This window comes from Streptomyces sp. NPDC059897, assembly GCF_042730865.1.
Taxonomy (GTDB): Bacteria; Actinomycetota; Actinomycetes; order Streptomycetales; family Streptomycetaceae; genus Streptomyces.
This window is the reverse complement of sequence record NZ_JBHWKQ010000005.1, coordinates 47,939-59,530: the sequence shown is the minus strand read 5'-3', so window position 1 is coordinate 59,530 and position 11,592 is coordinate 47,939. Positions and strand designations below refer to the sequence as shown.

13 protein-coding genes are annotated in these 11,592 nt (G+C 70.8%); 3 read left to right on the top strand and 10 right to left on the bottom strand.

Going from position 1 to position 11,592, the window contains the following annotated elements; genetic code table 11:
* Positions 1–62 precede the first annotated feature (62 nt).
* Positions 63–605 (top strand): hypothetical protein, encoded by a 543-nt coding sequence (locus ACFV9W_RS07815; RefSeq protein WP_385756665.1) that lies wholly within the window; start codon positions 63–65, stop codon positions 603–605.
* Positions 606–609: 4 nt separating this feature from the next.
* Here ACFV9W_RS07815 and ACFV9W_RS07810 read toward each other — a convergent pair whose 3' ends face one another.
* The 7 genes from ACFV9W_RS07810 to ACFV9W_RS07780 form a co-directional block, all read right to left on the bottom strand.
* Positions 610–1,620 (bottom strand): LLM class F420-dependent oxidoreductase, encoded by a 1,011-nt coding sequence (locus tag ACFV9W_RS07810; protein WP_385756663.1) that lies wholly within the window; start codon positions 1,618–1,620, stop codon positions 610–612.
* Between the two features lie 150 nt (positions 1,621–1,770).
* Positions 1,771–2,646 carry a hypothetical protein gene (locus ACFV9W_RS07805; RefSeq protein ID WP_385756661.1) on the bottom strand — a complete coding sequence of 292 codons (876 nt, stop codon included), beginning with the start codon at positions 2,644–2,646 and terminating at the stop codon, positions 1,771–1,773.
* A gap of 128 nt (positions 2,647–2,774) precedes the next feature.
* Positions 2,775–3,827 (bottom strand): N-acetylmuramoyl-L-alanine amidase, encoded by a 1,053-nt coding sequence (locus ACFV9W_RS07800; protein WP_385756659.1) that lies wholly within the window; start codon positions 3,825–3,827, stop codon positions 2,775–2,777.
* A gap of 22 nt (positions 3,828–3,849) precedes the next feature.
* On the bottom strand, positions 3,850–4,515 hold the full coding sequence (locus ACFV9W_RS07795) for a class I SAM-dependent methyltransferase (protein WP_385756657.1): 666 nt from the start codon (positions 4,513–4,515) through the stop codon (positions 3,850–3,852).
* Between the two features lie 112 nt (positions 4,516–4,627).
* The gene (locus ACFV9W_RS07790) at positions 4,628–5,938 is read right to left on the bottom strand and encodes a M20/M25/M40 family metallo-hydrolase (protein ID WP_385756656.1); all 1,311 of its coding nucleotides are present in this window, start codon (positions 5,936–5,938) and stop codon (positions 4,628–4,630) included.
* Complete coding sequence (locus tag ACFV9W_RS07785) at positions 5,935–7,296, bottom strand: cytosine permease (protein WP_385756654.1); 1,362 nt, start codon at positions 7,294–7,296, stop codon at positions 5,935–5,937. Before ACFV9W_RS07785 ends, ACFV9W_RS07790 begins: the two co-directional genes overlap by 4 nt.
* A gap of 3 nt (positions 7,297–7,299) precedes the next feature.
* Positions 7,300–8,253, bottom strand: coding sequence for a DUF1177 domain-containing protein (locus ACFV9W_RS07780; RefSeq protein WP_385756653.1), 954 nt, complete (start codon positions 8,251–8,253; stop codon positions 7,300–7,302).
* A gap of 151 nt (positions 8,254–8,404) precedes the next feature.
* Between ACFV9W_RS07780 and ACFV9W_RS07775 the strand changes: the two genes are divergently transcribed.
* Entirely contained in the window at positions 8,405–9,226 is an 822-nt protein-coding gene (locus tag ACFV9W_RS07775; RefSeq protein WP_385756651.1) for an IclR family transcriptional regulator, read from the top strand.
* A 46-nt stretch (positions 9,227–9,272) separates the two neighbouring features.
* A complete protein-coding gene (gene pepE, locus ACFV9W_RS07770; protein ID WP_385756649.1) occupies positions 9,273–9,998 on the top strand; it encodes a dipeptidase PepE in 726 nt (241 codons plus the stop codon).
* Positions 9,999–10,003: 5 nt separating this feature from the next.
* On the opposite strand, the gene ACFV9W_RS07765 is transcribed toward pepE, so the two are convergent.
* The 3 genes from ACFV9W_RS07765 to ACFV9W_RS07755 are packed head-to-tail and all read right to left on the bottom strand — an operon-like array spanning position 10,004 to position 11,564.
* A complete protein-coding gene (locus ACFV9W_RS07765; RefSeq protein WP_385756647.1) occupies positions 10,004–10,501 on the bottom strand; it encodes an N-acetyltransferase in 498 nt (165 codons plus the stop codon).
* Positions 10,502–10,549: 48 nt separating this feature from the next.
* Positions 10,550–10,753: a DUF397 domain-containing protein gene (locus ACFV9W_RS07760; protein ID WP_385756645.1), complete on the bottom strand. Its 204-nt coding sequence runs from the start codon at positions 10,751–10,753 to the stop codon at positions 10,550–10,552.
* Entirely contained in the window at positions 10,713–11,564 is an 852-nt protein-coding gene (locus tag ACFV9W_RS07755) for a helix-turn-helix transcriptional regulator (protein WP_385756644.1), read from the bottom strand. The genes ACFV9W_RS07760 and ACFV9W_RS07755 overlap by 41 nt, the downstream gene beginning before the upstream one ends.
* Between the last annotated feature and the right edge of the window lie 28 nt (positions 11,565–11,592).

The following is an 11,592-nucleotide window of genomic DNA, read 5'->3' as shown; positions in this document are numbered from 1 at the left end:
TGCCACTCGAGACACGGAGGCAGTCGGTGGTAACCCGTTCCTCTCTTCTTCCCGTACGACGCATGCTCACGGCCGTGCTGCTGTGCGGCGCGCTGCTCGCGGGCACGACCGCGTGCGGCTCCGACAGCGACTCGGCGTCCGCGACCAAGGCGTCGTCGAGCGCCTCGGCGAGCGCCACCACGAAGGCCGAGAAGCAGAAGTTCGCCAAGACCCGGTTCGCGGCGAACGCGGGGCTCGCGGCGGGGGCCACCTACCAGTGGATCGTGAAGCCGTACCGTGCGGGCAAGTTCAAGGCGGGCGCGGACGGCCGCAAGTTCGCGCTGATCAAGGCGGGCCTCGCGGGCGCGTTCACGTACAACCGCTTGAACGCCGCGACCAAGAACGCCAAGGGCGACCCGACCCTCTCGAAGGCGGTCGGGCCGCTGACGGCCGGCATCGCGTCGCTGAAGGGCCTGTCGACCAAGCTCCGCAAGGGCGAGGGCCTCGGCGACGTGACCTCCTCCTTCGACGACGTCATCAACGGCGTCAAGGACGCGGGCAAGAGCGCGGGCGCCGAGGTGACGAACAAGGTCCCGTCGGCCTCACAGCTCACCAAGGGGTCGTAGGGGTCTACGAGTTCAGCTCCGCGAGGACGCGCATCGTGTGCGGGTCAGGGGACAGGACCAGCAGGTCGGTCACCGGGCCCTTGCGCCACAGCTCCAGGCGCTCCGCGATCCGCTCACGCGGCCCCACGAGCGAGATCTCGTCGGCGAACGCGTCCGGCACGGCGAGCACGGCCTCCTCCCTGCGCCCCTCGGCGAACAGGTCCTGGATGTGCCGGGCCTCGGCCTCGTACCCCATGCGCGCCATGAGGTCGGCGTGGAAGTTGCGGGTCGCGTGGCCCATGCCGCCGATGTAGAAGCCGAGCATCGCCTTCACCGGGAGCAGTCCCTCGGCGACGTCGTCGCAGACCTTCGCGCGGGCCATGGGCGCGATGGTGAAGCCTTCCGGCAGGTCGGTCAGCGACGCCTCGTACACGTCCGTCCGCGTCGGCGACCAGTACAGCGGCAGCCAGCCGTCCGCGATCCGCGTGGTCTGCGCGATGTTCTTCGGGCCCTCCGCGCCGAGCAGGATGGGAAGGTCGGAGCGCAAGGGGTGCGTGATGGGCTTCAGCGCCTTGCCGAGCCCGGTGCCGTCCTCGCCCCGGTACGGATGCGCGTGGAACCGCCCGTCGACCTCGACGGGCCCCTCGCGCCGCAGCACCTGCCGTACGACGTCCACATACTCGCGGGTGGCCGTGAGCGGGGAGCGGGGGAACGGGCGCCCGTACCAGCCCTCCACGACCTGCGGCCCGGAGAGCCCCATGCCGAGCATCATCCGGCCGCCCGAGAGATGGTCCAGGGTGAGCGCGTGCATCGCGGTCGTGGTGGGGGAGCGGGCGGCCATCTGCGCGATGGCCGTGCCGAGCCGGATCCGCGAGGTGTGCGCGGCGAACCAGGTGAGCGGGGTGAACGCGTCGCTGCCCCAGGACTCCGCCGTCCACACCGAGTCGTAGCCCAACTCCTCGGCATCCCGAACGAGTTGAAGGTGATCGGGGTTCGGCCCGCGACCCCAGTAGCCGAGTGCGATTCCGAGCCGCATGCGCGCCCCCATAACCGATGACGTAACCGACGACGACGTAACTGATGACCCGTCAGTTCAGCTTCCGGTGCGCGACTGTACGCGAAAGGCCCCTCGCCCGGAAGACGGGCGAGGGGCCTTGAGCTGCTTGATCCCCGTGCAGCGGGTGGGTCAGCCGCGCTGGATCCCCGAGGTGTCCTGGAGGACGCCGCGGCGGCCGTCCTGCGTCTGGGCGACGAGGCCGGGGCCCCGCTGCTCGACCGCCAAGTACCAGGTACCGGGCGCCAGTTCCGCGATCTGGGCCTGCGAGCCGTCCTCCGCGAAGAGCGGACGCGGCACCGGCACGGCGAACCAGAACGGCGAGAAGTCCGCGGCCGGCGGCTGCGCGGCGGCCTGCGGCGCCGGAGCGCCCTGCTGCTGCGGCTGGCCGCCGTACGGCTGCTGCTGACCCGGGCCACCGGGCTGCTGCGCGCCGTAGGGCTGCTGCTGGCCGGGGCCACCGGGCTGCTGCTGGGCGCCGGGGTAGCCGTAACCCTGCTGCGGCTGGCCACCGTAGGGCTGCGGCTGCTGCGGGCGCGGGGCACCGAGGAGGGCGCCCTTGAGGGCCGGGACCAGGGGCGTGGCGATGGCGGCGACGGCCATGACCAGCGTGGCGACGAGGGCCAGGATGAGGCCGATGCCGGCGGTCGGGCCGTCGGAGGCGGAGGCGCCGCTGCCGACGTTGTCGATGCCGCCGGCCGGGTCGAAGATGTTGCCGAGCGCCGCCCACGCCGCCAGCACCGTGGCCGCGATGCCGAACTGGCCGAGGTCGATGCCCGCGACCTTGCGGGGCTGTGGCGTACCACGGCCGACCACGATGAGCGCGGCGCCGATGATGCCCGCGAGCACCACGCTCATGAGAACCGGGCCGCTCTCCCAGGAGTTCGGGAACTCGACGCTGTCGGGCGCCCCGTCGACGGAGTAGATGTCGAGGAACGAGGCGATCAACAGCAATACCGCTGCTCCGATCACCACGCCGTCGCCTCGAGTGAGGGAGCGGATATTCACTTCAAGTCCTTCGTCAGTCGTCAGGTCATCGGTGGAGGCGGCGCAATGCGCAGGGGTGGCCCCACATCCTACGGAGGACACTATCGCCCGGGTCCGGGGAGTGTCTGCCGAGATCCACAGGGTGACATTTACCCGTCGAGGAAACTCACGATTCCCTCGGAGATGCCCTGCGCCGCCTTCTGTCGCCAGGCGTCCGAGGTCAGTCGCTCGACGTCCTGCGAGTCCCGCATGTTGCCACACTCGACGAAGACCTTCGGAACCTTGGAAAGGTTGAGTCCGCCCAGGTCACTGCGGGTGTCGAGGCCCGTGCCGCCGCCGACGTAGTTCGACGGGGCCTGGCCCGTGGCCTTCAGGTAGTTGCCCGCGATCCGCTCACCGAGGTCCCGCGAGGGCTTCACGATCGGGGTGGTGTCGGCGGCTCCGGCGCGCACGGATGCGGGAAGGATCACATGGAAGCCGCGGTTGCCCTCGCCCGAGCCGTCCGCGTGCACGGAGACGACGGCGTCGGCCTTCGCGGTGTTGCCGATCTCCGCGCGCTCGTCGACGCAGGGGCCCCAGGCGCGGTCGCCGCTCTGGGTCAATTGCACGGTCGCGCCCTGGCGTTCGAGGACCGTCCGCATGCGCTTCGCGACGTCCAGCGTGAACCGGGCCTCGGTGTAGCCGGCGTTCGTCGACGTACCCGTGGTGTCGCACTCCTTGGAGCCGTTGCCCACGTTCACGGAACGGTTGATCTCGGTGGTGTGCTTGAAGTTGCCCGGGTTGTGGCCGGGGTCGATGACGACGACCTTGCCCTTGAGGGGGCCCGAGCCGCCGGCGGGCTTCGGGGAGGCCTTCTCCGCCTTCGACTTCGACGGGGAGGCGGACCGCTCCGGGGACTTCGACCCCTCGGACTTCGACGGGGCCGCGCCCGACGCCTTCGCGTCCTGTGAGCCGTCCTGTGAGCCGTCCTGCGACGGCGAGCCGGTCGAGGACTGGCCGGGCGCGGGCAGCACCTTCGGCGGTTCGCTGTCACCCGGACCGCTCACGACCTGCCACACCAGCCACGCCGCGAGCGCCGTGGGCACCAGCGCGGCGAAGGTGACGAGGATGGGACGCCCGCCGAAGCGGCGGCTTGGCGCCCCGCCCCGGCCGTCCCACCCATCGGGATCGAAGCCATCGGGTTCCGGACCTACATACGACACGTTTCCGACCTTAACCGCGCGCTCAGATCCCGGCGCCACTTCGACGCAGGACGCGCAGCGAGTCGCACTCGGAGACCTCGGTGAACGCGCCGGACGCGAGTGCCCGCTGGTACACGCGGTACGGCGCCTGCCCCGTCCACTCGTCGTGCTTCACCGGGAAGACGTCGTGGATGACGAGGAGGCCGCCCTCGGCGACGTGCGGGGCCCAGCCCTCGTAGTCGGCGGTGGCGTGCTCGTCGGTGTGCCCGCCGTCGATGAAGACGAGCCCGAGCTTGCCGCCCCACGCCTTCGCGGCCAGCGGCGACTTCCCGACGAGCGCGACCACGTGGTCCTCCAGGCCCGCCGCGTGCAGCGTGCGCCGGAAGGTGGGGAGGGTGTCCATGAGCCCCACCACGGGGTCGACCGTCTCGGGGTCGTGGAAGTCCCAGCCCGGCTGCTGCTCCTCGCTGCCGCGGTGGTGGTCGACGGTGAGCGCCGTGACCCCGGCGGCGCGCGCGGCGTCGGCGAGCAGAATGGTGGAGCGCCCGCAGTACGTGCCGACCTCCAGGAGCGGCAGCCCGAGCGCCCCCGCCTCGACGGCGGCGCCGTACAGCGCGAGCCCCTCACCGCGCGGCATGAATCCCTTGGCCCCTTCGAAGGCGGCGAGGACGTCCGGGGCGGGGGTGTGGCTGCGGCTTGTGATGCTCATGCCGCTCACTCTGCCCTACGCGGACGGCGGCCCGCCCCGGGGGTGGGGCGGACTGTGACGTGTGATGACGGTCTGGCCGTCATCACACGTCACAGTCCCCCGGCGGAGCCGCTCAGCAGCCCTGCCAGAGCCGGGTCATCACCCGCACCCCGAACCGCAGCCCCTCCAGCGGCACCCGCTCGTCCACGCCGTGGAAGAGGCGGCCGTAGTCCAGGTCGGCGGGTAGCTTCAGGCCCTTGAAGCCGAAGCAGCGCACCCCGAGCTTGGTGAACGCCTTGGCGTCGGTGCCGCCCGGGTTGCAGTACGGGACGGGGTGGCCGTCCGGGTCCTCGGCGCGCACCGCCTCGCACATCGCGTCGACGAGCGGTCCGTCGAACGTCGTCTCCATCGCGATGTCGTGGTTGACCCACTCGCGGGAGACCGACGGCAGGAGCAGTGCGTCGATGGCGTCGATCAGCTCCTGCTCGTGGCCGGGCAGGAAGCGGCCGTCGACGCGGGCGGTCGCCTTTCCGGGGATGACGTTGGTCTGGTAGCCGGCCGTGAACATGGTGGGGTTCGCGGAGTTGCGGAGCACCACCTGCATGAAGTCCGCGATGTGACCGAGCTTGGCCAGCTCGGCGTCCAGGTCCTCGGCGTCGAAGTCGATGTCGACGCCCTGGAGGTCGGCGGCCTGCTGGAGCAGGGCCCGTACGGGCTCGATGAGACGGACGGGGAACGTGTGGCGGCCGATGCGGGTCAGGGACTCGGCGAGGTCCGTCACCGCGTTCTCGTCGTTGGGGGAGGAGCCGTGGCCCGCCCGCCCGTTCGCCGTCAGTTCCATCCAGGCCATGCCGCGCTGGGCGTTCTCGATGGGGTAGAGGCGCCGGGTGTCGTCCAGTGCGTACGAGAATCCGCCGCCCTCGCCGATCGCCTCCGTCACGCCCTCGAACAGGTCGGGGCGGTGCTCGACCAGCCAGTGCGCGCCGAACTTGCCGCCCGCCTCCTCGTCCGCGAGGAACGCGAGGACCAGGTCGCGCGACGGCTTCGTGCCCGTACGTGCGAAGTGGCGGGCGGTGGCCAGCATGACGGCCACCGTGTCCTTCATGTCGATGGCGCCGCGGCCCCACAGGTAGCCGTCGCGGATCTCGCCGGAGAACGGCGGGACCTGCCACTCGGCCGCGTCCGCCGGGACGACGTCGAGGTGGCCGTGGACGAGGAGGGCGCCGCGCGAGCGGTCCGCGCCCTCGATGCGGGCGATGACGCTGGCCCGGCCCGGTGCGCTCTCGACGAGTTCGGAGGCGATGCCGGCCTCGGCGAGGCGGGACACGACCCAGTCCGCGCAGGCCCGCTCGTCGCTGGTCGGGTTGGAGGTGTCGAAGCGGATCAGCTCGGCGCAGAGCTCGACGACCTCGCGCTGTGCTTCTTCCGTGGCCAGGGTGGTCATGCCGCTCCTACGGGGGTGTGCTCGGCGGCGGCGGGGCGCTCGTCCTCGTCGTCGGCCAGGGTGGTGGTGCCGTACGTCCGGATCCAGCCGAGCAGTCCGAGCACGGCGTAGAGGACGAACGCGGTGGCCAGGGAGTTCAGGGCCGGGATGCCGCCGTCGTAGAACTTGCCGACGCAGAAGGCGACGGCCCAGATGACGAGGGACATCGGGACCCAGGTCGGCGAGGTCGAGGGCAGCGTGCCCGCTTCTCGCGTCTCGTCGAGCGGCTTGCGCATCTTGCGGACCACCCAGTACTCGGCGACGACGATGCCGCCGATGGGCGGGATGGCCACGCCGAGCACCGAGAGGAACTCGGTGAAGTGGGTCATGATGCCGACCGCCGAGAGAGCGGTGCCGGCGACGCCGAGGGCGATCGTGACCGCGCCGCGGTGCAGGCGCTTCTTGAAGACGACCTGGAAGAAGTTGACGACGCCGAGCGAGGAGCCGTACAGGTTCCAGTCGTTGATCTTCGCGGTCGACATCAGGACGACGAGGACGCCGAAGACGCCGGACGTGGAGAGCACGATCTGCGAGACCTGGTCGCTCTTGACCATGTGGCCGAGGAGCACGCCCGTCAGGCCCACGATGTACTCGGAGAGGATCATCGAGGACGCCGTCTGAAGGAAGACGTGCGAGCCCTTCTTGTTGTAGCGGGTCATCTCGGGCGCGACGATCGCGCCGGTCATGTAGCCGCCCGCGATGGCCGTCGCGGCGACCGAGAGCGGGATGGCCTGGCCGGGCGGCGGCGAGCTGATGAGGTCGCCGATGGAGTGGTCGCTGAGGGCGTCGATGACGGACCAGGCGACCATCGCGAAGAAGAGCGGCGTCACGATCTTCGCGAAGATCGCCATGTAGCGGAAGCCGAAGATCACCAGGACCGTGATGGCCAGGCCCGCGGCGATGCACCACAGCCACGACGGGCCGCCGACCAGCGAAGAGACGCTGTCGCCGAAGATCGTGTTCTGGACGCCGAACCAGCCGACGAGGCTGACGGCGATGATGAAGCTCACGAGGGCGGAGCCGTTGCGGCCGAAGCCGACCCAGCGGGTCAGGAGCGGGGTCGCGAGGCCCTCGCGCATGCCCGCCATGCCGATGAGGAAGATGACGACTTCGAGGATGACCGCGCCCAGCGTGAACGCGAGGAACGCGTCGCCGAAGGTCATGCCGACGCCGATGGTGGCGCCCAGGGTGAACTGCGAGATGGAGCCGGACTGGGCGAGCCACTGGAGCAGCATCGTCCAGAAGCCGAGCCGCTTGTCCTTAGGGACTCTGGACAGCGCGTAGTCGTCGCTGCCCACGCTCTTCTTGGTGGTGGCCATGGCTTACGACTCCGTGGGTGCGTTGCCGAGGGTCTGCAGGTGGGCGAGCGAGCCGTAGCGGCTCACGAGGGCGTCGAACTCGTCGGCGTCGTGGAAGTCGAGACGGCCGCCGCCGTACGCCTTGGCGGTCTCGACGGCGAACCGGGCCGCGGCCGCGATGTCGGTCTCGTGGCTGGCGCCGGTCTGGCAGCCGGGGACCGCCGAGGCGGAGGTGACGGCGAGGCCGACGACCGGGGCGGCGGTCGCGGTGGCCGGCTGGAGGATCGAGTTGATGTGGTGGGCGCCGTTACCGTAAGGCGTTATGTCCTGGGTTGTCACGGGATACGTGACCAACGGCTCACCGGTGACGACGGCGAGGAGTTCGCCGAGCTCCTCGCTGACCCGCAGCACCCAGCCCTCCTTGACGGTGGGGGACAGGGCGAGGCCCTTGTGGTTGATGATGCGGTTGCCCTTGGTGGTGTCGATGGAGAGCACGGCCTCCATGTCGTCGGTCACCTCGTGGCGGTTCATCGTGGCGATGTCGACCGGCGAGTCCATGAACGGCACCGGGTCGTGCGGGGCGGTCGGCGCGTCCGGGCAGATGTGCGTGGCGATCACCACGTCGCCGTCGAGCACGTCGCCGCGGCGGCGCATGTCGAGGAGCTTCGCGGCGGTGGCGAGCGCGGCGGCGGCGCCGTCCGCGTCGGAGACCAGGCCGGTCATCTCCGGCCGGGCGCCGACCCCGCCGAGGCGGCCCACGACGCCGAGCGTGCGGGCGCTGCCGCCCCGGGCGCGGCCCTTGGCGCCGGGGACGCGGACGAGCACGAAGTCGGTCGAGCCGCGCTCGCCGTCCACGGTGGTCACCTCGGCGCCGGAGCCCTCCGGGCCCGCGACCGAGTCGAGATACGCGACGGCGCGCTTGCCGTCGGCGTCGGGGTCGTCCAGCAGATCGACGACATCGAGGACGTACTTCAACATGCGGGGTCCCTCTCACTGCTCACCGCGCCGCGCTCACCGCGCCGCGCCCGGTCGCGGACTGCACCGGTACTGACAGCAGATTCGGGATCGGATAGCGTTGTCGGCAAGCATTTCCCGTTATTTGCAATACAGGTCTGGATGGTGAGATGGCGTGCCGGAGATCCCGCTCGACCGGAAGACCCCGGCCGGCGCGCTTCAGACCGTCGACCGGGCCCTGCTCGTGCTGCTCGCGTTCGAGCGGACGCGGCCGGACTGGGGTGTGACGGAGGTCGCCGCCGAGTTCGGCTGGGACACCTCGGTCGCGCAGCGGCTGCTCTCGACGCTGGCGGGGCGCGGCTTCCTGGTCTCGGACCCGGTGACGCGCCGCTACCGGATCGGGCCCGCGGTGCTCCGCCTCGGCAGGCTCTGGGAGCGCTCGGGCTCCCTCGAACTCCTCGCGGGACCAGTCCTTGAGGAACTTCGGGCGGCGACCGGTGACACGGTCCTGTTCTGTCTGCCCGACAGCTTCCACATGCGCTGCGTCGCGGCCGTCGAGGGCGAGGAGGGGCCGCTGCGCTACTACCCGCTGGTCGGCGAGCTGTATCCGGCGCACGCGGGCGCCACCAGCAAGTCGTACTACGCGTTCCTCCCCGACGAGCAGCGCCACCGGCTGTTCCGCGGCCGCCCCATGGCCCGCTTCACCGAGCGCACGGTGACCGACGCGGACGAGCTGGAGCGGGAGTTCCTCGCCGTCCGCGCCCAGGGGTACGCGTGGACGGTCGGAGAGTACGACGCCGGGATCGGCACCGTCGCCGTCCCCGTCTTCCTCGGCCGCGAGCCCTACGGGAGCCTCAGCCTCGGAGCGGCGAAGGAGCGCTTCCCCGACGGGCCCGGCGACCGCCTCGACGTCCTGCGCAAGGCCGCCCGCCTCCTGGAGCAGCGCCTGACGCACCCGCCGCAGCCCGCGCGCCGCACACGCGGCACCACCAACTGACCTTTGTGCACAGCCTGTTGATTACGTTGATCGGAGCGACCCCGTCGTGAACCTTCTGCTGCTCTCCAACTCCACCCAGCACGGCCAGGGTTACCTGGAGCACGCGCTCGACACGGTCACCGGGTTCCTGCCGCCGAACGCCCGCCTCGCGTTCGTCCCGTACGCGCTGGCCGACCACGACGCATACACGGCGCGGGTACGCGGCGCGCTGGAGGGCGCGGGCATCGAGGTCCACGGCGTCCACGAGGGCGGCGACCCGCTGGCCCAACTGGCGTCGGCAGACGCGGTGTTCATCGGCGGCGGCAACTCGTTCCGGCTGCTGAGCGCGCTCTACCGCACCGGGCTGCGGGACGCGGTGACGAAGGCGGTTCGGGGTGGTCTTCCGTACATGGGTGCGAGCGCGGGTACGAACATGGCCGCGCCCACCCTCCGTACGACCAACGACATGCCGATCGTGCAGCCGCCGTCCTTCGAGACGCTCGGCCTCGTCCCGTTCCAGATCAACCCGCACTACCTGGACCCGGACCCGTCCTCCACCCACAAGGGCGAGACCCGCGAGCAGCGCCTCACGGAGTTCCTGGAGGAGAACGACGTGCCGGTCCTCGGCCTGCGGGAGGGGTCGTGGCTGCGGGTTTCCGGGGACCGGGCGTCGGTCGAGGGCGCGCACCCCGCGCGGCTGTTCCGGCGGGGTGCGGAGCCGCGGGAGCTGGCGGCGGGCTCTGACGTGTCCGAACTTCTGGTCGTGGAGGCGAAGTTCGACGCGGGGCGCTGACTTCCCTACGGGATCTCCGGCAGCTTCAGCCAGTCCTGCCAGCTGATGTCGCGGCCCAGGTACCGGGGCCGCTGGAACGGCCAGGCGGTGGCGATCCACTCGGGGACGAGTGCGTCGAGCGTCTGCTCCTCGACCCCGCCGGCGAGGTCGTCGACCACCCACCAGGAGATCTCGGCGTCCGCGCCGGTGCGCTCCGGCGGGTCGATGTAGACGCAGCCGAGGAGCGCGGTCTCCTCCGCGTTCAGCAGGGCGTAGTTGAACGACTGGTGGGCCGCGATCTCCTTCTCGTGCCGCAGCAGGTCGACGCGGTCCGCCTCGTACGTCATGGTCTCGGCGGGCCAGCCCCAGGCCGGGCCGAAGATCTCCCACAGGCGCTCGCGGGAGCCCATCACGGCGGGGTAGTCGATCGCGGTGTCCGCCTCGCGGATCGGCCTCAGGTGGAGGGCGGTTCCGGGGACGGGTACGTGGGTCGGGTGGACGAAGTCGTGCGGCAGCCAGCTCATGAGCGGTGACATTAGCGGGGTGCCTCCGGCGTGTCCCCCGAGTTTCCGCTAGACCTGCCCGCCGACGACGCCCGCCACGAAGGCGCGGAATGCGTTTGGCGTGATCCGGAGGTGGCCGAGGTCCGGGTCCTTGGAGTCGCGGATGGCGACGGTTCCGGTGGGGGTGGCGACTTCGAGGCACTCGCCCCCCGTGTTGCCGCTGTAACTGGACTTACGCCACGGGGCGTTGGCCAGGTTCTGGGTGCTGCCCATATCGGTCCTCCAGTACGCGCTTGATCAGTGCGGCCGATTCCTCCACGGAGAGGGCGGTGGCCTGCAAGCTAGCGTAACGAAGGGTCGCTTCCCGAATGGTTTCCGGGTTGGCGGTCATGTGCCCCTGCACGAAATCCTCGGTGTAGACGAGGTCGGGGTCCTCGTCGAATCGGAGCAACGTGAACGACCCCGCCAGGCTTGCGTGTTCGCCAACCCGAAACGGCAACACCTGGAGCTGCATCAACCGTTCACGCTGGACGTCCAACAGATGGTGCAGTTGCTTTCGCATCGCCGCCCTGCCGCCCACCGGGCGGTGCAGCACCGCCTCGTCGAGGATCACCAGGCCCAGCGGAGGCTGCTCGCGCCGCAAGATGCGCTGGCGCTCCATCCGCGCCGCGAGCAACTCGTCCAGCTTGGCGGGCCGACCCGTGGCCAAGACGGCTCGCGCGTACTCCTCCGTCTGCAACAGCCCGTACACCAGCTGGCACTGGAACGTGGAGATGTACGTGGCCCGCGCCTCCAACTCCGCGAAGGCCTGAAACCAGGTCGGAAGTTGGCTTCGCAGGACCAGGCCCACCAGCCCCGAGAAGAAGCCGTCCGTGCCCAGCGCCGCGTCCACCCGCTCGCTGAAGTCGCGCGTCGGCACCTTCTTGGCGCACTCGATCTGGCCGATCAGCGAACCCGTGCAGAAGACGCAGTCGCCCAACTGGCCCAGCTTCAGGCCCGCCTCCTCGCGGCGGCGACGCAGCTCGAACCCGTAGTAGTCGAGCGGCGAAGCGCCCGGGTCAAGATCGCGGCGGATGTTCGGCACGGGCGGTCACCCCAGACGTGCAACGCCT

Bases quoted from the DNA above. Each gene is read 5' to 3' on its own strand.
- ACFV9W_RS07815 (WP_385756665.1), top strand. From the start codon at position 63: ATGCTCACGGCCGTGCTGCTGTGCGGCGCGCTGCTCGCGGGCACGACC.
- ACFV9W_RS07810 (WP_385756663.1), bottom strand. From the start codon at position 1,620: ATGCGGCTCGGAATCGCACTCGGCTACTGGGGTCGCGGGCCGAACCCC.
- ACFV9W_RS07795 (WP_385756657.1), bottom strand. From the start codon at position 4,515: ATGAGCATCACAAGCCGCAGCCACACCCCCGCCCCGGACGTCCTCGCC.
- ACFV9W_RS07790 (WP_385756656.1), bottom strand. From the start codon at position 5,938: ATGACCACCCTGGCCACGGAAGAAGCACAGCGCGAGGTCGTCGAGCTC.
- ACFV9W_RS07785 (WP_385756654.1), bottom strand. From the start codon at position 7,296: ATGGCCACCACCAAGAAGAGCGTGGGCAGCGACGACTACGCGCTGTCC.
- ACFV9W_RS07780 (WP_385756653.1), bottom strand. From the start codon at position 8,253: ATGTTGAAGTACGTCCTCGATGTCGTCGATCTGCTGGACGACCCCGAC.
- ACFV9W_RS07765 (WP_385756647.1), bottom strand. From the start codon at position 10,501: ATGAGCTGGCTGCCGCACGACTTCGTCCACCCGACCCACGTACCCGTC.
- ACFV9W_RS07760 (WP_385756645.1), bottom strand. From the start codon at position 10,753: ATGGGCAGCACCCAGAACCTGGCCAACGCCCCGTGGCGTAAGTCCAGT.